General features: G+C 46.0%; 22 protein-coding genes. 12 read left to right on the top strand and 10 right to left on the bottom strand.

Features of this window, described 5'->3' with window-relative positions:
* Nucleotides 1–12: 12 nt before the first annotated feature.
* Together ACM1ND_RS01395 and ACM1ND_RS01390 are read left to right on the top strand one after the other, a co-directional pair.
* Nucleotides 13–3,453: a GH36-type glycosyl hydrolase domain-containing protein gene (locus ACM1ND_RS01395; RefSeq protein ID WP_023986617.1), complete on the top strand. Its 3,441-nt coding sequence runs from the start codon at nucleotides 13–15 to the stop codon at nucleotides 3,451–3,453.
* A 162-nt stretch (nucleotides 3,454–3,615) separates the two neighbouring features.
* Nucleotides 3,616–4,620 carry a LacI family DNA-binding transcriptional regulator gene (locus ACM1ND_RS01390; RefSeq protein ID WP_418026955.1) on the top strand — a complete coding sequence of 335 codons (1,005 nt, stop codon included), beginning with the start codon at nucleotides 3,616–3,618 and terminating at the stop codon, nucleotides 4,618–4,620.
* A 93-nt stretch (nucleotides 4,621–4,713) separates the two neighbouring features.
* Here ACM1ND_RS01390 and ACM1ND_RS01385 read toward each other — a convergent pair whose 3' ends face one another.
* From ACM1ND_RS01385 to ACM1ND_RS01360, 6 genes are all read right to left on the bottom strand, one after another.
* Entirely contained in the window at nucleotides 4,714–5,391 is a 678-nt protein-coding gene (locus ACM1ND_RS01385) for a hypothetical protein (protein WP_418026954.1), read from the bottom strand.
* Nucleotides 5,392–5,485: 94 nt separating this feature from the next.
* Nucleotides 5,486–6,706 carry a stalk domain-containing protein gene (locus tag ACM1ND_RS01380; protein ID WP_418026953.1) on the bottom strand — a complete coding sequence of 407 codons (1,221 nt, stop codon included), beginning with the start codon at nucleotides 6,704–6,706 and terminating at the stop codon, nucleotides 5,486–5,488.
* Nucleotides 6,707–7,040: 334 nt separating this feature from the next.
* Nucleotides 7,041–7,526 carry a CcdC protein domain-containing protein gene (locus ACM1ND_RS01375; RefSeq protein WP_418026952.1) on the bottom strand — a complete coding sequence of 162 codons (486 nt, stop codon included), beginning with the start codon at nucleotides 7,524–7,526 and terminating at the stop codon, nucleotides 7,041–7,043.
* 40 nt (nucleotides 7,527–7,566) lie between these two features.
* Complete coding sequence (locus ACM1ND_RS01370; protein WP_418026951.1) at nucleotides 7,567–8,334, bottom strand: ABC-2 transporter permease; 768 nt, start codon at nucleotides 8,332–8,334, stop codon at nucleotides 7,567–7,569.
* Complete coding sequence (locus ACM1ND_RS01365; protein WP_023986611.1) at nucleotides 8,331–9,044, bottom strand: ABC transporter ATP-binding protein; 714 nt, start codon at nucleotides 9,042–9,044, stop codon at nucleotides 8,331–8,333. Before ACM1ND_RS01365 ends, ACM1ND_RS01370 begins: the two co-directional genes overlap by 4 nt.
* The gene (locus tag ACM1ND_RS01360; RefSeq protein WP_023986610.1) at nucleotides 9,041–9,454 is read right to left on the bottom strand and encodes a GntR family transcriptional regulator; all 414 of its coding nucleotides are present in this window, start codon (nucleotides 9,452–9,454) and stop codon (nucleotides 9,041–9,043) included. Before ACM1ND_RS01360 ends, ACM1ND_RS01365 begins: the two co-directional genes overlap by 4 nt.
* A 212-nt stretch (nucleotides 9,455–9,666) precedes the next feature.
* Between ACM1ND_RS01360 and ACM1ND_RS01355 the strand changes: the two genes are divergently transcribed.
* Entirely contained in the window at nucleotides 9,667–10,239 is a 573-nt protein-coding gene (locus ACM1ND_RS01355; protein WP_418026950.1) for a hypothetical protein, read from the top strand.
* A 190-nt stretch (nucleotides 10,240–10,429) separates the two neighbouring features.
* Nucleotides 10,430–10,975 (top strand): GNAT family N-acetyltransferase, encoded by a 546-nt coding sequence (locus ACM1ND_RS01350; RefSeq protein ID WP_418026949.1) that lies wholly within the window; start codon nucleotides 10,430–10,432, stop codon nucleotides 10,973–10,975.
* Nucleotides 10,976–11,026: 51 nt separating this feature from the next.
* Here the strand turns inward: ACM1ND_RS01350 and ACM1ND_RS01345 are convergent, their stop codons facing one another.
* The gene (locus tag ACM1ND_RS01345) at nucleotides 11,027–11,359 is read right to left on the bottom strand and encodes a hypothetical protein (protein ID WP_013308359.1); all 333 of its coding nucleotides are present in this window, start codon (nucleotides 11,357–11,359) and stop codon (nucleotides 11,027–11,029) included.
* Nucleotides 11,360–11,546: 187 nt separating this feature from the next.
* On the opposite strand from ACM1ND_RS01345, the gene ACM1ND_RS01340 reads away from it, so the two are divergent.
* Nucleotides 11,547–12,365 (top strand): alpha/beta fold hydrolase, encoded by an 819-nt coding sequence (locus ACM1ND_RS01340; protein WP_023986607.1) that lies wholly within the window; start codon nucleotides 11,547–11,549, stop codon nucleotides 12,363–12,365.
* A 109-nt stretch (nucleotides 12,366–12,474) separates the two neighbouring features.
* Here ACM1ND_RS01340 and ACM1ND_RS01335 read toward each other — a convergent pair whose 3' ends face one another.
* The 3 genes from ACM1ND_RS01335 to ACM1ND_RS01325 all read right to left on the bottom strand — a co-directional run bounded on the left by ACM1ND_RS01335 (nucleotide 12,475) and on the right by ACM1ND_RS01325 (nucleotide 15,844).
* Nucleotides 12,475–12,690: a cold-shock protein gene (locus tag ACM1ND_RS01335; protein ID WP_013308357.1), complete on the bottom strand. Its 216-nt coding sequence runs from the start codon at nucleotides 12,688–12,690 to the stop codon at nucleotides 12,475–12,477.
* A gap of 131 nt (nucleotides 12,691–12,821) precedes the next feature.
* Entirely contained in the window at nucleotides 12,822–13,022 is a 201-nt protein-coding gene (locus ACM1ND_RS01330) for a cold-shock protein (RefSeq protein WP_007428290.1), read from the bottom strand.
* Between the two features lie 386 nt (nucleotides 13,023–13,408).
* A complete protein-coding gene (locus ACM1ND_RS01325; RefSeq protein WP_418026948.1) occupies nucleotides 13,409–15,844 on the bottom strand; it encodes a LamG-like jellyroll fold domain-containing protein in 2,436 nt (811 codons plus the stop codon).
* Between the two features lie 429 nt (nucleotides 15,845–16,273).
* On the opposite strand from ACM1ND_RS01325, the gene ACM1ND_RS01320 reads away from it, so the two are divergent.
* The 7 genes from ACM1ND_RS01320 (at nucleotide 16,274) to ACM1ND_RS01290 (ending at nucleotide 22,879) form a co-directional block, all read left to right on the top strand.
* Nucleotides 16,274–16,618: a DUF805 domain-containing protein gene (locus ACM1ND_RS01320; RefSeq protein WP_023986605.1), complete on the top strand. Its 345-nt coding sequence runs from the start codon at nucleotides 16,274–16,276 to the stop codon at nucleotides 16,616–16,618.
* Between the two features lie 153 nt (nucleotides 16,619–16,771).
* On the top strand, nucleotides 16,772–18,367 hold the full coding sequence (locus ACM1ND_RS01315; protein WP_053324435.1) for a spore germination protein: 1,596 nt from the start codon (nucleotides 16,772–16,774) through the stop codon (nucleotides 18,365–18,367).
* 36 nt (nucleotides 18,368–18,403) lie between these two features.
* Entirely contained in the window at nucleotides 18,404–19,609 is a 1,206-nt protein-coding gene (locus tag ACM1ND_RS01310; RefSeq protein ID WP_023986603.1) for a Ger(x)C family spore germination protein, read from the top strand.
* A gap of 74 nt (nucleotides 19,610–19,683) precedes the next feature.
* Complete coding sequence (locus ACM1ND_RS01305) at nucleotides 19,684–19,935, top strand: hypothetical protein (protein ID WP_023986602.1); 252 nt, start codon at nucleotides 19,684–19,686, stop codon at nucleotides 19,933–19,935.
* 15 nt (nucleotides 19,936–19,950) lie between these two features.
* The gene (locus tag ACM1ND_RS01300; protein WP_418026947.1) at nucleotides 19,951–21,114 is read left to right on the top strand and encodes a GerAB/ArcD/ProY family transporter; all 1,164 of its coding nucleotides are present in this window, start codon (nucleotides 19,951–19,953) and stop codon (nucleotides 21,112–21,114) included.
* On the top strand, nucleotides 21,104–22,225 hold the full coding sequence (locus ACM1ND_RS01295) for a GerAB/ArcD/ProY family transporter (RefSeq protein ID WP_254349149.1): 1,122 nt from the start codon (nucleotides 21,104–21,106) through the stop codon (nucleotides 22,223–22,225). The genes ACM1ND_RS01300 and ACM1ND_RS01295 overlap by 11 nt, the downstream gene beginning before the upstream one ends.
* Before the next feature lie 255 nt (nucleotides 22,226–22,480).
* Nucleotides 22,481–22,879, top strand: coding sequence for a hypothetical protein (locus ACM1ND_RS01290; RefSeq protein ID WP_023986599.1), 399 nt, complete (start codon nucleotides 22,481–22,483; stop codon nucleotides 22,877–22,879).
* Nucleotides 22,880–22,948: the final 69 nt, after the last annotated feature.

The following is a 22,948-nucleotide window of genomic DNA, read 5'->3' as shown; positions in this document are numbered from 1 at the left end:
GCGTTCCCTTTGATGAATACAAGTCTGGATCAAAATATTTTGCTGCGAGCTGGCGACCTGTCTTTTACCTTCTTGAGCAGCGGTGATGTGTATAAGATCGCCCACGGCTCAACGATGATCAACCAACTGTTGACCAATTCAGTCGACGGTTCCTTGAACAATCTGTACTTGAGATTGTACCGTCCGTCCGGTGTAAGTATCACTCCCCTGCTTGGAATTCGCTCACCGGGAGTCATCCGACAAACGGATCAGCAGATTATTTGGGAGGGTTTCACCGCTGGTGTAGGCTATCAGGTGACCTTCACGCTAAGCCGCCTGGGAGTATGGTTCTGGGATGTAACCCTACAGGGCGATGACGTGGAAGCAGATGTCGTGTACGGTCAGGATATTGGCATTGCCGATACCGCCGCTGTGCGCAGTAATGAAGCTTATTTGTCTCAATATATTGACCACACCGTCTACCATGATGAACAAAGAGGCTACACCGTTTGCTCACGTCAAAACCAGCCTCAAAGTCAGGCGTTCCCATACATTCAACAAGGCTCGTTAACCCGCACTGTTGGTTACTCGACTGACGGATTTCAGTTCTTTGGACTTTCGTACAAAGAAACGAATGAGCCGGAAGCACTCCATCGTGACTCGCTCGCCAATGAAGTGTACCAATACGAATTCGCCTATACCGCGTTGCAATCTGAGCGGGTGAAACTTGCAGGGGAAGCTCGCTTTACTTTTTACGGTCTGTTCCAGCCCAATCATCCAGCCGCAGTGACAAAGCTGGAGTATCAGGAGCTGGTGACAAAGGCACGTGACGAAGTAGCTACCGTTCTAGCGGACGCTTCCGAGACCAGTATACCGGCACACGCGGCAAGTGATCTTCAGGCAGGGCGTGTGGCTCCAGCTCAAACCATCGGTGAGCCGCTGCGCACGCTGGACTTAACCGCTGCCGAAGTGAATCAACTTTTCCCGAAACGGCAGGAAGAAGAACGGGATGGCGATGAACTACTTTCCTTTTTCACGGACAGCTATGAGCATGTCGTACTCAAATCCAAAGAGCTTCGTGTAGAGCGTCCCCATGGGCACATTTTAATGGGCGGGCATTACTCAGGAGGCAAGGAAGAAACCATTACAACCACCTCCTATATGTACGGGGTGTTCAATTCCCAGCTCGTGATCGGCAATACAAACTTCAACAAAATGATCACCAACGCGCGTAATGCGCTCAATATTCCCAAGACATCCGGTCAGCGTATCTATGTCGGAATCCAAGGGAAATACCGCCTGCTCACGATGCCTTCCCTGTTCGAGATTGGCTTTAATTATGTGCGCTGGTACTACAAAACGGCTGACGATACATTCATTATTACAAACCATACGAATGCTGATAGCCCAGAAGTACGGCTTCATATGCGTGCGGCAAGCGGCAAAACCTATCCGTTCCTCATCACTCAGCAAATGTCTATGCATGTGAACGAATATGAGCTTCCGTTTCATATGGAACATGAAGGTGACGCCCTGCTCTTCCGGGCAGACTCTGCTTCCCTGAGTGCCGAAGCCTATCCAGACCTGCTGTACCGAATGCACGTCGAGGGCGCTCCATTACAGCAGGTGAGCGACGCTCACGTACTGCTACAGGGTACAGCTTCCGCTGATGCGTCCCTAGTCGTGCTGGAGCTGGGTGACAGCAGCGAATGGACCTGCACCGTGCAGGGTTGGCTGAATGGGCTTTCAGCCGGGCAAGAATCAGCGCACAAAGAGCGTCACGCTTCCTTTGAAGATGAGCGCGAGCGCTATCGGGAATATTTTGCCGAGCTTATGAACGGTTTCCATCTGTCGCTGGGTCAACATGAAACGAGTGAGCTATTCCGTGTGAACGCAGTGGCTTGGTGGTACACCCACAATATGCTCGTTCACTACTCTGTGCCTCACGGTCTGGAGCAATACGGCGGTGCAGCCTGGGGAACACGTGATGTGTGTCAGGGGCCTGTGGAATATTTCTCAGCTACGCAAAAGTTCGACGAGGTTCGTTCCATTCTGCTGACTGTTTTCAGCCATCAGTACGAGGACAGCGGAAACTGGCCGCAATGGTTTATGTTTGACAACTATACTCACGTGCAGCAAGAAGAAAGCCATGGGGATATTATCGTCTGGCCGCTCAAGGTACTGGGCGACTATTTGACCGCTACCCGTGATTACAGTATTCTGGGAGAAAATGTACCTTACACCCATCGGCATACTTTCGATTATACCAAGCAGACCGCGACTCTCATGGAACATGCCCTGAAGGAAATCGAATATATTCGGGAGAATTTCCTTCATGATACGTATTTGTCGGCCTATGGCGACGGCGATTGGGATGATACCCTCCAGCCAGCCAATGCTCAGCTGAAGCAATACATGGCGAGCAGCTGGACGGTTGCACTCACCTACCAAGTTATTAGTAACTTTGCTGCTGCTTTGGAGCAGGCCCCCGCGGGTGTAGTAAGCGAAGCCGACAAGATTGCACAAGATCTACATCAAATGGCTAATGGCATCCGTAAAGACTTTAACCGCTACATGCTGGAGAGCGGAATTATTCCGGGCTTCGTGTATATGGAAGAGCCCGGCCAACCTAAGCTGATGCTCCATCCGTCTGACACCGAGACAGGAATCCATTATCGGTTGCTGCCAATGACACGCAGCATGATCAGCCAGCTGCTCACGCCTGAACAAGCATTGGCTCATGAGCAGCTCATCCGTGAGCAGTTCCTCTGCCCGGATGGTGTGCGTCTGATGAACCGCCCTGCACAGTATGATGGCGGTGTGAGCTCGCACTTCAAGCGTGCAGAGCAAGCGGCCAACTTTGGACGTGAGGTCGGGCTGCAATATGTGCATGCCCATATCCGCTTTGCGGAAGCGATGGCCAAGTTGGGACGCAAGGATGACGCTTGGCACAGCTTGAAGCTCATCAATCCGGTCGGCATCCGTGCGTCCGTACCGAATGCTGAATGGCGCCAAAGCAACGCCTATTTCAGTAGCTCGGACGGTAAATTTAACACCCGCTATGAAGCACAGGAGCGGTTTGGTGAACTGCGTGAAGGAGCCATCCCCGTCAAAGGCGGCTGGAGAATCTATTCCAGCGGTCCGGGAATCTACATGAATCAGCTCATATCGAATGTCCTTGGTATTCGTCAATCGGGCGAAGACCTGATCCTGGACCCTGTACTGCCGGATCATCTCGACGGATTGGAATTTGAATTTTCCTTTGCAGGAAAACCAATTACCTTCGTCTACCGCATGCTGCAAGAGCGTACTGGTAGTGAGCAAGGCCGTGCAGTATTGAACGGGACACCACTGGAAAGCGTGCCAGCCGATGATAATCGCTACCGCTCTGGTGCCTTGCGCATCAAACGTGAGATTTTCGAGCAGGCCTTAGCAGAACATGACGGTGTACACCGTCTGGAGATTATTTTATAAAGAGTTTTTGATGCTAAATCTGGTATAGGCAACAAAGGGATGGCGATCTTGCGGGATCGCCCTTTGCTGCTTATGTGTAGAACTACGACATTTGGAATAGATATGTGGTTAATAATGAATATACAATAGCAATTATAAGACGGACGACAAGGAGGTGACGATGTGGTCAGCATTAAAGATATCGCCAAACAGGCGGGCGTTTCCATATCTACCGTTTCATATGCCTTGAATGGTAGCGATAAGGTAACAGAAGAAACTTGCGCACGTATTTTAGCGATTGCCAAAGAGCTTAACTATGTGCCCAATGCCGCCGCACGTAATCTCAAGAAAAGGCAGACCAAAATTATTGGCGTTTTCCTGACTGATTTTCGTGGAGACGTTTATGGAGATTTACTGTACGGCATCAAGGAAATTTTGAACCGCAAGGGTTATGATCTCATCGTATGCAGCGGTAAGCAATCTCACCGAATGCTGCCGGAACGCATGATCGACGGCGCCATTGTGCTGGATCAGACGTTTGAAAGTCAGGAGCTACTGAACTATGCCGAGCGAGGACATAAAATTGTCGTATTGGACCGTGAACTGAATCATCCTAACATTAACCAGGTGCTGCTGGATAACAAAGCGGGCGCCGCTCTCGCAATCGAACATTTATTGGAATTGGGACACCGTAAGCTATATGTGGTTACCGGACCAGAAGGTTCTTACGATTCATGGCAACGGATGCAGGCGGTCAAGCAGACCATTGAGCGTAGCGGCGTCGCTGAAATGATCGAAATTGACGGCGATTTTGAGAAATCGGGTGGCGAACAGGCGGCTGAAATCATTTTGCGGCAACAAGATGGCCCGGGTTCGGAACCTGTAGCCGTATTTTGTCTCAATGATGAAATGGCAGTGGGCTTTTACAATCGAATGGCTCAATCAGAACTGACAATTGGCAAGGATATTCATATCGTCGGCTTTGATAATATCGAGCTGGCGCAATATATTCAGCCCCGTCTGACAACGATTGACTATTCCAAACGTAAATGGGGCGCTGTAGCTGCCGAACAAGTTCTCAAAATCATTGCGGGGGAAGACGTGGAGCATGAACGTTTATACGTTACGCTTGTCCAAAGAGAATCGGCAGGCGCAGCATTCATCACCCCAGATCAACATAATCTGTGATGAACAACGCAGAAGTAACCTGCTCGCCAGCCTCAAAAAAAGAACTTCCATAGTCCCAGAACACGGGTTGGAAGTTCTTTTAGTTATACTTTTTTAACCTAACAAATCCTCAATTAAATTCGTCAACGACCGTAAGGGATTGCCAATCATTTCCTCCGTCTCCAGCTCCACCTGTAACGCAGCATCAACCATAGACAACTGTGCTACAGCCAGACCTCTGCTTGGATCAGCCTTCCTCAGCTCATACAGCGAACGGACCAGCAATTCCTTATACTCGTCTTCACGTCCCTGCATAATCAGTTGAAAAGCGTCCTCCACCACCTTAACCTCTATCCAAGAAGAGATATCTGGTTTGCCTAACAGAGCAGCCGTATGATAAAGACGCTTCATCGTTCCCTCTACAGTAGCCGGATTCGTGAATACCAAGGTCCGTGGCAGCAAATCATCGCATATCTCATGAAAAAAGGGCTCATCCAGCGCAATTACTGGTGTAGACATGGTCAATTGAGCCTTTTCTGCCAAAACGATATAATTCGTGCACGTTATCAAAATAACGTCTATGTCGCTTTGGGCAATCCAGCTTAGTTGCTCTTCTACCTTGCGACTGGCATCGTCCGCAGAAAAATGCGGGTCTGACGAGATCCGGCGCATAAGCCCAGGGTCCACAAAATGTATCAGCTCCACCTCATAAGAAGCAAAAGCTCGTTCCACATAGGCTATGTTCGAGTGATGTGCATGCAGGCAGCCCACACGCTGCTTCAAGCCTTCCATCGTTCAACCCCCTGTTATATGTTTGCATCATTTTAACAGGAACAGGACGGTTGGGAAAGCGTGCAATCAGGCCATACCCCAAACGCACTTTTTCTTAAAACTTGCCGTTTGTATTTTTCCACTCTGTTTTAGCTGGAACCTCCTGAACTACGTCCCAATGTTCTGCTACCTTACCGTTCTCTACCCGGAACAGATCATAGACAGCGGCTGAAGTTCCCTTAGATGATGTCAATTCACTCACAACCAGCACGAAGTTGCCTTCTCCAATAACCATGTGAACCTGACCATATCCAAAAGAAGCTCCTTGGCTTCCCGCTGCGGAAAATGCTTGCTTCAAATTGGATACACCGTCACCAAAAAGAGGATTATGCTGGATGTAATGATCACCGTTATAGTAGCTTTCCAGTGCGGCGCGGTTCTTGCCAACCAGGATATCATCCACAAACTTGCGGATTAACGTTTTGTTCGTCTCGGTTTGGTTGAGATCCGTGATCTGTGTTGTTCCGTCAATCATTGTACGTCCGCTTGGATTAGCTGGAGCCGAGTCCTGAATATTGTCCCAATGCTCAACAATTTTACCATTGCTATCGAAGCGGAAAATATCAAAAACAATGCTCGTTTTTCCTGCAATGGACTCTTTATAATGAACCGCTACATAATTGCCATCCTGAATTACACGTTGGATTTCAACCTGTACATCGGCTCCCTTCGACTGGCTAATCCCTTGCAGCAAGGCATCTCTTCCGCTGGCAAAGCTCAGATTGTGCTGAATGTACTGATCTTTGCTGATCCAGGTCTCGGCCGCTTTCGTATCTCCGGTTTCAAAGCTTTTCACGATTTCAACGACCTTATCCTTATTACTCACCCCGATTTGCACCGTTTGGCTGGCCGGGTCCCAAATCACTTGCTTGCCCCATGCTTCTTTGACGACATCAACCGGTACATAAGTTACCCCTTGTTTGGTCAATAGGGTCGAGGTGGATAGCGGTACCTTAATCCCGTTGATTTGCGCTTCCGGACTGCCTGACACCAGTACAACCGTCGCCTGATCATATCGGATAGTCGTGCTTTGTCGCGCCGTATTGAACGTAATATGCTTGGCATCCATTGGAATTCCCAAACTGGAGGCCAATTGTCTCAAGGGAATTAAGACCTGCTTATTTCTCACGATAGGAGCAATTTTGTAAGCCTCCTTCTTGCCATCTACCCAAACCTGAATACCCGTAGTAGGTTTTACCTCGGCTGCTAAAGCCGGTACAGCAGAAGACAGAACAAGCAAACCAGCGAGTGCAGCAGTAACCGTATGTTTTTTCATGAATGTGAACCCCTCTCAACCTATAAAATAGAATATGGAAGACAATTTCCTTTTATGTAACTTATATAGTTACACCTAATCGCAAAAAGCAACTTTTCCCCGCCTATCTAACTTTAAACCCCATTTAAATCTTTTGAAACCTCAATAACCCTCCTTTCAAAAATTTATAATTGTACTGCTACAATGCAAGCCACAAGCCTTAGAATAAAGGATATGGGGAGCAATAACAATGTGTGATAAATTGCTAATGCCGAAACTCAAAAAAAGCGGCTCCTATCGCCAAGCGAATGAACGCTTTTTGAATAGTAAGCCGCTGTTAATCCCATTGCTATTGTTATACGGATAACGTTCTCCGAAACTTGATAAAGCTCCCGATTCGCCAGATTGAGATATACACCAGCGCCATCGTAATCGCCAGCATACTAACTTCAGACGTACCCAGACTACTGAGGTACTGGGTCAAAACAACGCGAATCAAGATAATAGCGATAATAATATATTTAAAATATTGGTTTGGCTTCGGATAAATACGACCGTCATCCCGTCTTTCATACGCCGTATGCAGCAAAATAACATAGCCAAACAGAGCCCCTAATAGCCCGGCAACCAGCAGTTCCCAAAAGGCAGGGGGCGCATACGTTTGACCAGGAATATGCATTAATTGGTACACAGACATCATCATAAGCGGGAATGCGATAAACAAGGGGAGCAGAATCCGGATTCCGTTTCCTTTTACCGGCCCCCCTCGTCTTTTGGTTCTCAACCAGATCACCAGCCCCACCAAAACAGCCAACAATGCATATATAAATATCGTCGTCATGGTGAAACTCCTTCCTCATAGATCCTATAGATACGCTAGCCTAAATCGACAGTTTTTTCTCCAGTAGATAAGCGCTCAAGCGGATTAATACATATGCAGCAACCCAACTGATCAACACCGCAATCGGGAAATGCCAGGTAAAAGAAAACCATTGTCCTGTTTGAACATGGTCAAACTGCTCATAAAGCCCCTGATCGCCTGACCAATAAAAGACACTCCCGCCACCCATCAAAAGAATCCAGAGTATCGGGCTAATCGGCCGCAAGGTGCTGTATTTGGTACTGGCCGTCAGCAGACCCAGCGCAATAACCAACGGTGTGAAGGCGATAATCATCACAAACCAGTTCAATCCAGCTATAATAAAGGACGCTGCATCCGCAAACGTATAAGGCTGGATGGTGGATGAGATGAACAGCGCGTACAGAGAACCTACCACAAACAGGGACAAGGTCACGACCACGGCTTGTAAAATAGCAGCAATCCATTTGGCGCTAATCAGCCGCATGCGCGGATAGGGCAGAGTCAGCCACCATCCGTAGGTGTCATTCTCCCATTCTCTTCTCAGACTTCCCACACCCATGAAAATGATCATGTAGGGCAAGCCCAAGGTGACATACCACAGCCTTGTCAATTCGAGTTGGTTGTGAAGCGCGAAATACAAGGAAATAACGAACGCCACAATTAGAAATAGTGAGAAATATACAAGTCTCCACGATCTGGGCAGTCGATTGCGGCTCTGCTTTCTCCAGCTTCCTTTATTTCGAAATTCATGGCGTATCAAATCTTTGAACAGCCCTGATGAATTCACGCCTTCCACTCCTTTTTGTACAAATTGCGGAACACCTGATTCAGCGAGCCATGCTCTGCACGCAGATCATCCGAATCACCAGACCATATGACCCGTCCGCGGTCCATCATGACCGTGTAGTCAAACAAGCCTTCCACTTCCTGAATATCATGCGTGCTAATGAGTATAGACTGCTGGCGGCCCTCCAAATAATCAATAATCCCGGCCACGATCGCTTCTCTGGAGAGGACATCAATGCCCGCAAACGGTTCATCCAGGATCATGAGCGGAACCTCACGCGCCAGACATAAAATCAGTAGCACACGTGCCTCCTGTCCGCGACTCAACCCGGCCATTTTCAACTCCAACTCTACGTCCATATGATCAGCAAGTTTATAGGCATCTTTTATATTGAAGCCAGGCAAAAAGGATTCCCCCCACTCCAGTGTCTGCTGCACCGTATGATTAGGGTACCAGCGAGCCCGGTCAGGCAGATAGGATATGCCACGATTGGTTTCCCAACCTGGCTTTTGCCCCAATACCTGAAGCTCGCCCCCATCCGGCCGAATTAATCCGGTGATTGCTCGAAAGAAGCTGGACTTCCCACAGCCATTGGGTCCAAGCACCCCTACAATGCGTCCCGCCGGAATGACGACATCCAAGTGGTCCAGCGCTTTTTTACTTTCATATTGCTTCGTCAGATGACTCGCAACCACAATAGATTCCGTCATGCCCCTTCGCCTCCTCCCTCGTCATTTCCGTCCTGTTTGCTTCGTATATACTGCTGTACATCTTCCCACGATAACCCCAGGCTGCTCATCTGTCCGAGAAACTGATCTATATACGTTATAGCCAATTGTTCCCTAAAGCTGGCAATCCGTTCACTGGACGAAGTAACATAAGTGCCTAACCCGCGCCGCTTCTCAGTCAATCCGTCCCGCTCCAGCTCCTGATACGCCCGCATCACAGTATTCGGATTCATGCGTAGTTCCTGCGCCAGATCACGAACAGATGGCATTTTGCTTCCCATTTCGATCTCCCCTTTAGCAATGGAGCTTCGTACTTGATTTAATATTTGCTCATATAATGGCTGACTGAAGTCAATTAAAAACCGGAACGAGCCAACCCGTTGTTCTTCCATGGGTGTTTCCCCCTAATCGGCTGCATCTATCGTGCCTGTAGTGTATTATATCACTTAATACACGTAATACAAGTACCATCTTACTAAAATGTTAGTCATGCTTCCAAATTTCATTCAGTAAATGCTCAGCTTGCACTCAGATAGCATTCAAGTTGATCCCTTATGATGTATCACGTACCAAACAAACCATAACCGAAAGGTGGAAAATGAAGATGAAGAGCACCAAGAAAGCAATTTTGGCTGGAACGATGGCCTTGGCATTTTTAGGAGGCGGTGCACTATACTCCACAAGCGCAGCCCATGCTGCTTCAACTACACCTGAGAAGGCTCCCATTGCAGACAAAGCACAAGCACCTAAGGGTAACCCCGGAGATGCTAACGGCCCTAAAATGGCAGGAGGAAACTATGCTGAGAACAAAGCTCTCCTGAAATTATTGAAATTGTCCTCCAGTCAGTTGGATACACAATTGAAAGCAGGTAAATCCCTTGCTACAATCGCCAAAGCACAAGGTGTGAGCGTAAATTCCGTTATTGATGTGATGGTTTCAGATATGAAAGCGAAACTGGCTACGGAAAAACAAAACGGCAAGATTACGGCAACTGAATATAACCAACGTGTCTCTAATCTAAAAAAAATGATGACAGATATGGTGAATGGCGTAAAACCCTCCAAGCCACCAGTAGATGGCGGTAAAGCGGATGCAGGTAAAGCTCCTGCTCAAGGTGATGCAGCCAAGGCTACTGCTAAAACCAATGCAGCTAAAGCCTCTGCTAAGCAGAAATAGCTACATCCACCCATGTATAATAAATCTCCATCCGGCTTCCCTGTACGGATAGAGAAATCAATAAGCCTGTCCCCTGCTGCGATACAACATAAGGAGACAGGCTTATTTGTCATGTAAACAAGATAATATGTGGTAGACTAACATGATCCAGAGGTCATTTTTCACTAAAATTCATAATAAGGAGAATGTAATGAAAATAAATAAACAGGAATTTGATATACGAGGAATGAGCTATACGATCAGATCTGCCATGATTCAAGATGCGAAGAATTTGTCTGAAATCCGTTTGCTGATTGATGGAGAGACTGAAAATTTAGACAGAGAGAAGGGAGAAGCGTTTATAAGTACATCCGGTTTTGAACAGCTCATTGAATCAGATACAGAGAATAACAGAAACCTATTTTTAGTTGCGGTAGTTCATGATAAAATCGTCGGCTTTTCAAGATGTGAGGGCCATGTTCTGAGCAGATTCTCTCATAAAGTTGAATTTGGCGTATGCGTACTAAAGGATTTTTGGGGTTATGGGATCGGGACGAATCTTTTAAAAAAATCTATTTCTTGGGCTGACTCCAATGACATCAAGAAAATAACTCTACAAGTTTTGGAAACGAATGATAAAGCCATTGAGCTCTATAAAAAACATGGATTTGAGATCGAAGGGTTATTAAAAAACGATAAGGTTCTTTCAGATGGAAAATACTACAACACCATAATCATGGGGAGATTTCATAAATAAAAAAAGACCCTGTTCAACAGGATCTTTCATCTTTGTATCGCCACACATCCCCTAGTAGCGATAATCATCATAAGGATTGCGATTACGATACTGATCACGCGGCTGCTGGGCTGCGGTAATCATCAAAAATATGCCTGAGATCAAATGCATCAACCAGCCCACAATCGGAATCCATCCAATAACCGAGGTCACGATCCCTAAAATAGATCCATAATAAGACTCTCTATTCGTCACCGATAGCACCAACGTAACAATGTGGAAAATCAGCATAAAGAACAATATAGTATACGCGGAATTTACGACGAGCAGCCCGCCCAAAACGGGAATAGCTAAAAACAGCTCCAATCCGCCTGTAATCCATTTTAATGTTTTTGATGGTGTCATTGTTCCACTCTCCCGATGCTGTTTCATTCCATAATTATATCCCATCCCTATCTAGGATGACATACATTTTTTAACATAATATATGCTTATATCGTGACAGTCTCATCCCTTTTTCGAATGAGCTAAGCCCTGGCTACATATATGTGAGAGAGAATGAAATTTCGTGATTTCTAAAGGGGTGAACACGATGGGATATTATATTGAGGTGGAACGCGGCGTGAAGCTGTATGTCGAGGATATTGGAGAAGGCATCCCTGTTCTGATGGTTCACGGCTGGCCGCTGGATCACCGAATGTACGAATATCAGGCCGCCTTGTTGCCTGCTTACGGGTATCGCTGTATTCAGGTTGATCTTAGGGGGTTCGGCAAGTCTGATCGACCATGGCATGGATACAATTATGATCGATTGGCGGACGATCTGCTGGCTGTTATGCAGGCGCTTCAGTTAAACCAGGTACGGCTGATCGGTTTTTCGATGGGGGGAGCTGTGGTCACACGCTACATGAGCAGGCACCGAGGATTTGGCGTCAATCAGTTGATCTTGATCGGAGCAGCTACGCCCCGATTCACCCCAACCAGCGACTTCCCTTACGGTACTCCTGTCACAGAGGTAGATAAACTCATCAAACAAGCCTATACAGATCGTCCACAACTGGTAACTTCTTTTGGCGAGATGTTGTTTGCTAATCCCGTTAGCCAGAGCTTACGCGATTGGTTACGTGATCAGGGTTTCGCGGCTACAGTTCATAGCATGGCTTGTACTTTGTATTCACTGCGTGACTCTGATTTGCGCGCTGACCTACCATGTATACACGTGCCTACTTGGATTCTACACGGCAAGCTGGATCGGGTCTGTCCTTTCCCCCTGGCTGTCCAAACTCAAAAAGGAATTGCCGGATCAAAGCTTATTCCTTTCGAACGAAGCGGGCACGGTGTATTTTACGAAGCGCTACCCGAATTTAATTCTATCTTACTGAGCATACTAGCCCCATCCTCCACACCATAATTGAAAACCTGTTCATTCTTATGTATAATTCATATTTATAAAAAACAAAAAAGACGCCTCAGCGCCGTTAATGGCTATGGGGCATCTTTCACTACAAACATTTATCCGTTTAGGATTGTTTGGTATGATTAAAGCTCGTATTATTTAAAACAGCCAGCTTTTTCTCGCCCTTCACCATGGCAGAACCGCAAATGGGGCATGTCGGCTCGACAGAAAAAGCGAAGTTATCCCGCATCCAGCCGTTACATGTATCGCTGGCGCAATTCCAGACAGTTGTAATTTCCTCAGGAATCTCATCCATTGGCTTTTTCCGTGAATTGTACATAAACATCCCTCTTTCTTCATGATTTATAAAGCGATAAGATGTAATCAGTTCAAAAACGGTCTTGTGAACAGATAAAAACAAATGCCCCAAACGCTATGTTCGGGGCATCTGAAGTAGGCTGTAATTTTAAATTACAGTTTTACAACGTTCTCAGCTTGTGGTCCACGGTTTCCTTCAACTACGTTGAATTCTACGCGTTGGCCTTCGTCCAAAGATTTGAAACCTTCGCCTTGGATTGCGGAGAAATGTACGAATACGTCGCTTCCACCTTCAACCTCGATGAAACCGAAACCTTTTTCTGCGTTAAACCATTTAACTGTACCTGTTTGCATGGAATTACCTCCAAAATGTATTTATATGACCTTTATTTTTGACAAATAAAAATTCACATATTGCACAAGGTTATTTCAACCTAAAACAATAACCCTCTACAATATGTGAATCTCAGGTCACAATTTCAATATACTCATATTACCATAAGTGTATTGAAAACGCAAGCACTGGAGAATTTAATTTATGCAGAGTGCTTATGTCTTCTATTGCTGCTTCAAAGCTGTGTTCATTCGGCGGGAGTGAGTCATTAACGCCTACTTAAAACATTATATCCGCAGTTGCTTCCTATTATACCAGCAATCAAGAAATAAATATACAAAACATTGTGCAGGAGACGAACTTCTTACTAAAAGCTCATCTCCTGCGTTTATTTGCTCATTTTGAATTACAATTCTGCCAGTGCTTTAATTTCCTCTGCTGTCAGCGCTTTGTTATACAATTGAACTTCATCCAGGCTGCCATTGAAGTAAGCATCGGCGGCAAAACGGCTTTTGCCAAGATAAGCTTCGCTCGTCAGCAACTCATTGGGATTAAAGGTAATGCTGTCATTAACGGCTACTTCCTCACCATTTACATACAGCTTTCCTGTATTCCCTTCCAGTGTAACCGCTACATGCGTCCACTGGTTTAGAGGTAATGATGATTTGGAAAGCAAGCTTTGATCCGTACCCTCATGGATTGTAAACTGGAGCACACCGTTTCCTTGGGAAGGGGTAAGAAACATATGCCGGGCTTGGCCGTTGCCGAAGTCAAAAATCCGTTGCCAAGCTGCACCGCCCTTCCAGTTCACCCAAGCGGAAAAGGTAAAATCCTTCGCATCTGTTACTGTATTTGGTAGTTGCACGTAACCATCCTTACCGTTTAGGACAAGCGCACCGCCAAGCTTCCCGTCTTTATCCCATGCAGCACCACCATAGGTCTTACCATTGAATTGATTGTATGTGCTGTCGACAACCGAAGTTCCTTGATCTTCACTCCACGAATAGCGTGCGAGCTGAGGACCTTGGGCCTGCCCGGGAACAATGGCTGTAAAGTTTTTCTTAGCTGTGGCTTTGTCCTTTTTGATGGTCGCTGTCAATGTAACTGTTACAGGCTGAGAGCTGGCTTCTGGACGGTATACTTCACCTGTCACAGAAATATTCTCCGGGTGGGTGGATTCCCATGAAATAGTGGTATCTTGTGCTGCTTGAGTAGGTAGCGTCAGATTATAAAGAACATTGCTCGTATCGCCCAGGCTCAGATCCTTCTGCACAGCAGCTACAATCTTGCTGGCCTTCAGGTCAGGCTTTAGCGAACCCCATACCGCAACACCCTTGGAGGACAACGCGGTAAAAGCAAGCGTCTTGGCACCTGTGTCTGGATCACGGTGCCGCAGGAATACACCTTTGTACTTCGTGCCCTCTGCTGTAATTTCCAGCTGATTGCCTGCCCCCAACTTCCATGTACCGTTCACTCCACCAGACAGCTTGCCGCCACTATCCAGACTGACGTTAACGGCTTGCTTAATATTTGCCGAAATTTCCTTCCCGTGATTTACATACGAATATTGACCGAGGACATCCTTTTCTGACAGCTTTTTCAGTGAATCTTCATCTCCCGAATAACGATAAGGAGCAACCACAGGCCAACCGTCAGCGTTCATGAACATTTCATGTACCCGCACTTCAAACTGTTCGCCTCTCCCCGGGAAACGGGAATGGAAAATGACAAAATGCTTTTTCGTCTTGGGATCATAATAAGCCGAGTTGTGTCCGGGTGACACATAACCTGCACCCAGTCCAGTACCCGGATCACCAATTTCTCTTGGAATCAGGTAATTACCTATCAGTTTGACACCGTATGGTTCAATGGAAGCGTCATCAAAAAGTGGTTTGTCAGGATTCGCCTTGACCTTGATCATATCATTGCCTTCAGCATCGTAGAAAGGACCATCCGGTGTTTTGGACCGAGCCACCCGCAGGTTGTATCCGCCATCCGCTGACAATCCACCATAGGACAGGAACAAGTAATAGTAGTCCGTTTGCGGACTGTATTGTATGTACGGCCCTTCCATACGAGCATGATTACCGCCTGTCAGCTTTTTACCGTAGCCTTGACCAGGGAGCGGCTTCCCTGTTTTTTCATCCATCTGCATAATGAAGATGCCTCCTGAGTAGGAGCCATATACCATCCACAGTTTGCCGTTCTTATCATAAAAGGTGTCCGGGTCTACGGCATTTGGATGCTTGGTTGCGTCATAGATCGTCCCATCCTCACTCGGTTGGTCCCACATGCCGGATTTTAGAAAAATGCCTTTATTCTTATAAGGCCCTTCAATTTTATCAGCAACTGCTAGGCCCATTGCTGAACGAGGTGAGTCACCCTTGCAAGCGTTATAATACATATAGAACTTGCCATCTGCCAGTTGAATGACATCAGCTGCCCACAGGGTGTCTGTCTGTGCCCAATCCAGTGCTTCCTTTAATTCTTCTTTGACGTTGGGAATCAATGTATTACCATTCGCCACTCCTGTAGCAATCGTATCCCAATTCATGAGGTCTTTGGACTTGGCAGCCGCCAGATGTGAGCCGAAAATGTAAAATGTGTCTTTCACTTTCAGGATGGATGGATCATGTACGGAAGTCTCCTTGAAAGAGACAGCCTTTTTACTTTGAATTGAAAAGTTTTCTAGGTCTTGAGCTTGAAGGGAAGTTTGCCCCACATTTTGAATTCCATCTGTATCTGAATTGAGTGTTTGCTCGGCGCCTACCAAAGAAGCAGGCAACAACAGCGCACCTGCCAGTGAAGCTGCCGTTACTTTACGAACAAATGATTGCTTCATAAATCAATCTCCTCTCGTTTTGAACATCCCTGATAACATAAAAAAATATTGAGAAAGCGGTCAGGATTATGTTTGTATTAACTTCTTCAGCCTCGAATTTAATGTTGCTCATCCCTCCTTTTCATCATTAAAGCGCTTTCACTTGATTTGAAAATAAAAGCACCTTCTGTTAAGAAGGACGTTTCAAACCTGGCGGTTAACCGTACCTCTATATTATTCAATGGATATGGAAAATTCAATATGTAATTTTATATTTTTATAAATTATTCATCGAATTATTAACATTAATAAATGTATTGCGTAAATTTCTAGTTTAAAGTTATAATTTTACAAGTAAAATTTTATATGTTTCCTGCCGATATACCTAAAAGGACAATTTTACGGATACTGTAAAGAACCGTTTAGATTTTATAAGGAGGTGAAAAATATATGCAATGGTATTTAAATGCATTAAAAAACTATGTAGGATTCCAAGGTAGAGCAAGACGTACAGAGTATTGGATGTTTATCCTATTTAGTGTAATCGTTAGCTTTGTAATCAGTCTGATCGATAGTCTTGTTGGCTTATCACCGATATTGACTTACATTTATTCTTTGGCTGTCCTGCTGCCATCCTTGGCCGTCCTGGCCCGTAGACTGCATGATACAGGCAGAAGCGGATGGTGGATTCTAATCGCTCTGATTCCTCTGGTAGGGTCAATTATTTTGATTGTATTCACATGCCAAGACAGTCAGCCTGGCGACAATAAGTATGGGAAAAACCCTAAATTGTAATGGTTGTAGATGTCTAAAACCTCTTTCACTTTTGTGAAGGAGGTTTTTTTCATATCTGTATCTCCCCCATCGAAATTTCAGCAGTAAGTTTATCTGGAGACCCCTGCGTCCATACTGGATTAAAAAGTATCCTCAAAGAGAGGGAGAACGTTCATGCGTTTTCGGAAAAGAACCCCCCCTAACAAAGTTAAAAAGCCGCCAGTCCAGCACAGCGAAAGTAAGTCTGAGCATTCAGGAGAGCAGCTCAGTGCGAATATCGGAAGCAATCTTCAGCAAATCAGACAAGCACTCGGTAACAGCACTGACATCATCATAAGAGAAATTCGTATCGGCAAAGATGGTGACCAGCTCATTGCAATTCTCTATACGGACGGTTTGGCGGACAAAAATATAGTCTCCGACTTCATTATGGAATCGATGATGCTGGATAGTAGCTTGTCCAGAGACGTAGAGTGCAGGCTCCAGAACTCCTCTAGTGTCATGCAAGTATTGAAAGATTATGCCCTAACCATTGGAAGCATCCGGGAGATTATCGACTTTGAAACCTTATATAACGCGCTGTTGTCCGGGGATGCTGTCATTTTGATTGACGGTGAGACACAGGGAATAGTAGCCAGCGCACGTGGATGGAAGGATCGCGGTGTCACCGAGCCTGCCTCGGAAAATGTCGTCCGTGGGCCGCGGGAAGGATTTTCTGAGACACTGCGCACGAATACGGCATTGATTCGGCGTAAGATTAAAGATCCGAATTTGTGGCTGGAAACCAAACAAATCGGTCGTGTAACCCAGACCGAAGTCGCTGTCATGTATATCAAAGGGATCGTGAACCCTAAATTGGTCGAGGAAGTGCATGAGCGATTGAATCGCATTGATGTAGACGGCATTCTCGAAAGCGGTTATATCGAGGAGTTAATCCAGGACGAAACTTTCACCCCTTTTCCAACAGTATATAACTCCGAACGTCCAGACGTCATCGCCGCCGAGCTGTTGGAAGGAAAAATCGCGATCCTGGTGGATGGGACCCCGTTTGTGCTTGTCGTACCTGCGCTGTTTGTTTCCTTCCTGCATGCGGCGGAGGATTATTATCAGCGTGCGGACATCAGCAGCTTCATCCGGGTTCTTCGTTACACCGGAGTTTTTATCTCCCTGTTAGGTCCGTCCCTATATATTGCCATCACTACGTTTCATCAGGAAATGCTGCCGACCTCACTGCTGATCGGTCTGGCAGCACAGCGGGAGGCCGTTCCCTTCCCCGCCTTTATCGAAGCACTCATGATGGAATTAACTTTTGAAATATTGCGGGAAGCTGGAGTTCGTATGCCGAAGTACATCGGGGCAGCCGTCTCTATCGTAGGCACACTCGTCATCGGGCAAGCTGCCGTCGAGGCGGGCATCATATCTGCAGCAATGGTTATTGTCGTATCGATTACGGCGATTTCAAGCTTTGTTCTCCCTGCCTATAATATGTCCATCGCTTTTCGTATGCTGCGGTTCCCCTTGATGGGACTTGCCGCTTCCTTTGGGCTGTTCGGGATTATCGTTGGAGGCATTGCCCTGGTCCTGCATATGTGCAGCCTTCGTTCGTTCGGTGTTCCCTATATGACTCCTTTTGCACCTCTAATACCGACGGACACCAAAGACACCATATTTCGGTTTCCTCACTGGATGATGACTTCACGTCCACGGTTAGTCGATCAGAAGAATGTCAAACGTCGAAACAGCGCTCCACCTCGCAAATCAAGGGAATAAAAGAAAAGAGAAACAGTCGGAAAGGAGTGGATAATCATGAAGCGGAAGATAGCGATTCTGTGCCTGATTCTTGCACTCGTTTTACTTCTGACGGGCTGTTGGAATCGCAGGGAGTTGAATGAACTTGCCATCGCCGTTGGTATGGGGATTGATAAACAAGGAGATCAATTCCGGGTCTCTCTCCAAGTGGTGGACCCTGGAAAAGCATCGGCCAAAAAAGGAGCAGGCGGTGGTGCTCCAGCCACCTTGTATACAGAAGAAGCGGATACCATATTTGAAGCGATCCGAAAAATAACAACGATTAGCCCCCGGAGAATGTATTTTTCTCATCTGCGTATATGTGTAATCGGTGAATCGATGGCCACCGAAGGAATGGCGAAATCTTTAGATTTACTCTCCAGATATCATCAGTTCCGAACCGATTTTTATATTGTAGTGTCCAAGGGCACTAGTGCGGAGGATACGTTAAAAATTATGACACCTTTAGATCCGATTCCCGCAAACGACCTTTTCTCCTCTCTGGAAACATCACAAAAAAACTGGTCACCCAGTACGACAGTAACTTTGGATGAATTGGTATCAGCACTCACCAGTGAAGGAATGCAGCCTGTCTTGACAGGACTCCGAATCGTTGGCAATAAAGAAACGGGAGAAACAAGCGGCAATGTGCAAGAGATCGCCCCATCCGCCCGATTACAGTATTCCGGACTTGCTGTATTTAGAAAAGATCGATTAATCGGGTGGTTAAATGAAACTGAAAGTAGAGGCTACAATTTCATCCGCGGCAAAGTGCAGAGCTCTGTCGGCTTTGTAGCTTGCCCCAGAGGCGGCAAAGTCGTTTCGGAAATCATTCGTACCCAAACAACTATAAAAGGGAACGTTTATAGGGGGGAGCCCCAGGTCAATATAAAAATGCAGGTTGAGGCCAACGTGGGAGAAGTCGAGTGTAATGACCTGGATCTGACCCAGGTGGGGACGATTTATGACATTGAGAAGAAAGAGGAAGAAAAGATAGAAGAGATTATGAAAATGGCTGTCAGAAAAGCTCAAAAATCATACAAAGCTGACATTTTCGGATTCGGTGAAGCCATTCACCGCGCTGACCCGAGAACCTGGAAATCCATTAAAAAAAATTGGGATTATGAGCACTTTGCAGAATTACCCGTAAATATCAAGGTCAATTTCAAGATTCGGCGCTTGGGCACGATTGGCAGCTCATTTTTGAATGATATTAAGGAGTAAATCCCTTGTCAGATACGGCGGGGGATCTGGCTCCTGTATAGAACCTTACCCTACAAAAGAAGGTGTTTCCCAAGATGCTATCTCATATGGTGAAAGTTCTGGGCATATTACTAACCGCTGCTGCAATCAGCTTGATCGAGGTCCCCTACATGTGGAAAAAGGGGTTAAAAAAAGAGCTTTGGTTATTCTCCATCCTTCTCCTTTTTGCCGTCGGAATTTGCTGCGCCAAGGCATTAAACTGGCTTATTCCAACTCCTCTGGATTGGATAACAGCGGTATATAGACCTTTCAGTGATTTCCTGACCCATATCGGTCTAATAAAATAAGACGAGGTGAAATAGGTGCCCGGACAGATCAAAATCTCAGCACGCCAAATTATGATATTAACGGCTCTATTTACGATCGGGAGTGCAATCCTCATCATTCCTTCAGGCATGGCGTTGGTAGCCAAACAAGATGCGTGGATTGCCGCGCTCGTCGGGGTCGGGGCCGGGCTCCTTGTCTTGTATTTGTACAGCAAGATTGCAGCTCTGTATCCAGAGATGACTCTGATTGGGATTATGGAAACCCTGCTCGGAAAATGGTTAGGCAAAGCCGTCGGTCTTCTGTTTTTCACCACACTTTTCATCAATGCTCCCGCTCCCGTTTTATTTTATTTAGGGAATTTTATGACTACTCAAATGATACCAGAAACACCAATTCTAGCGGTAAATATCCTTTTTGCGCTTATTATATTGTTGGCTGTTCGGCTGGGGCTGGAAGTGCTGGTCCGTTCTGCCGAACTGATGTTTCCGTTATTTACTCTTCTTTATATTTCTTTTACAGGTTTAGTGGTGTCCAATATTAAATTAGAAAACATTCAACCTGTATTAGAGGCGGGATTGGGACCTATTTGGCCTGCTGCCCTGTCCTTTGTTAGCACTGTGTTTATACCTCATATTATTCTGCTCATGATCTTCCCGGCTTCTGTAAATCGTTCCGATCAAACCCGTAAAGCTTTTTTCATAGGCAGCCTGATTGGCGGATTAATGTTGGTCGTGGTGGTTGCACTGGCAGTTTTTGTATTAGGTCCTGATTTAACGGCAAGAAATATTTATCCTAGCTATGCGTTAGCCAAAAAAATTAGCATCGGCAATTTTTTACAGCGTATCGAAGCAATTATGGCTACCATGTGGTTTATTTCACTCTTTTTCAGAATCACGCTGTACATGCACACTACTGTGACAGCAATAGCCCAAATCTTTCGTTTGAAAAACGACCGGCAACTGGTGCTTCCTCTCGGGATGATTTTAGTCATCATGTCCGTCATCGTGTATCCCAATGTCCCATATCAACAAATCTATGATACAAAGACGTGGGTTCCTTATTCACTATCAATCGGGTTGTTTCTTCCCTTACTGCTGCTCAGTATACATGCCCTGAAAAGGTTGGGGACAAAGAAGAATAACAAGCCGGATGATAAACGTGAAGATAGAGGTGAAGATAGAGGTGAAGATGGTGCCTAAGCAAGTTAAAATCTCCACACGGCAATTGTTGATCTTAACGATATTATTTACAATCGGCACTGCAATCCTCGTCATCCCTTCCGTTATGGCCGCCACTGCTAAACAGGATGCATGGATCGCAGCACTCGTCGGAGTGGGCTCCGGGCTGCTGTTGATATGGCTGTACAACACGATAACCATCCTGTATCCACAGATGACCCTGATTGAAATCATGGAGACCCTTTTGGGCAAGTGGTTGGGGAAGTCTGTTGCTCTGCTGTTTATGGTTATGTTTTTTCTGGGGGGTCCTGCTGCGGTGTTGTATGATTCGGGGAATTTTTTGACTACTCAAATGATGCCGGAAACGCCGATGCAAGCGGTCAACATCCTCTTTGCGCTCATTGTATTGATGGGCGTGCGCCTGGGACTGGAAACGGTAGCCCGTTCTGCTGAACTATTGTTTCCCTTGTTCATTTTGCTGTATACAGCTTTTGTCATTTTAGTCGTATCCAATATCAAACTGGAGAACGCCCAACCGATGCTGGAGAAGGGAGGCGGACCTGTTTGGTCTGCCGCCTTGTCCTTTATTAGTATTGCGTTTCTGACCCATATTGTTTTTCTCATGATTTTTCCGTTTGTCGATCAGCCCGATCAAGCGCGCAGGGCTTTTTTAACAGGGGGACTGATTGGCGGGTTGATTTTGGTTGTGGTCATTGTATTGGCCGTTTTGGTTTTCGGCCATGAATTAACAGCAAGAAGTATGTATCCGAGCTATTCATTAGCCCAAAAAATAAACATTGGAAATTTTCTTCAGCGTATTGAAGCGATCATGGCCGCTATGTGGTTTATTTCGCTCTTTTTCAGGCTGGCTCTGTATATGCAATCGATTATGATAGCCATTAGCCAAATCTTTAATCTAAAAGATGATCGTCCGCTGATCTTCCCTATCGGAATGATCCTGATCGTCATGTCGGTGATCATATACCCAAATGTCCCATACCAGCAATCCTGGGATGCAAAAATATGGACACCTTTTTCCTTATCTATGGGCCTTTTTCTGCCTCTCCTGCTGCTCTGTATGCATGGGATACGAAAAATCTGGTCAAAGAAAAAAATAGGGACCGAAGGATAGATCACATCCATCGTACGAGCCCTCCTACGAGCATCGGTGAAATTTTTTTGCTGTTACCTGTTTACATCCTCCTCTTTTAGTTTATTTTAAACGAGTATTAAGCTGGCGCTAAGATTGGGTGTGTATGATGTATATTAGAATCTGGTAACTACATAAGCCGGATCGGCTAAAGGCATAAACATTACTCCCGTTGGATATCCATATAAGACTCCACCCTGGCAGAAATTGAATGAAACACAAAGGAGATTTACACTTATGAATCGAAAACGAATTATGGTCATCTGTACACTGTTGCTGGCGTTATCTATTGGGCAGTCTTCTACTTGGGGAAGTCGGGCTAATGCTGCTACACTGGCTCCAGAGAGAGCCCCTCAGGTACAGGATAATGAAGCTTCCAAGGATGATGAACTTTTGAAAACACTGGGCGCATCCTCGGATGAGCAATTGTATGATGCGTTATATAACGGTCAAACCTTGGCAGATATTGCACAATCCAATAAACAGGACGCACAGGCTGTTGTTGATTTACAGGTAGCTCAGTTAACGGAGCAGTTGGATCAACGACTGGCCAATAAGAGCATTACGCCTGAGCAATACGAAGCCCATAAGGCAGAATTGACACAGGTCGTTGCTAAAAGTGTGTTCGGGCTGTAAGCAGTGACACACTTGGCCCGCTTTACGCCGTAGTCCATGCCCCCTCAGAGATGCTTCCGAATTCATGTC

It is taken from the genome of Paenibacillus sp. JJ1722 (genome assembly GCF_048282685.1).
In the GTDB taxonomy this organism is placed as follows: domain Bacteria; phylum Bacillota; class Bacilli; order Paenibacillales; family Paenibacillaceae; genus Paenibacillus; species Paenibacillus polymyxa_B.
The sequence above is the reverse complement of the archived record's forward strand: the minus strand, read 5'-3'. Positions and strand labels throughout refer to the sequence as shown.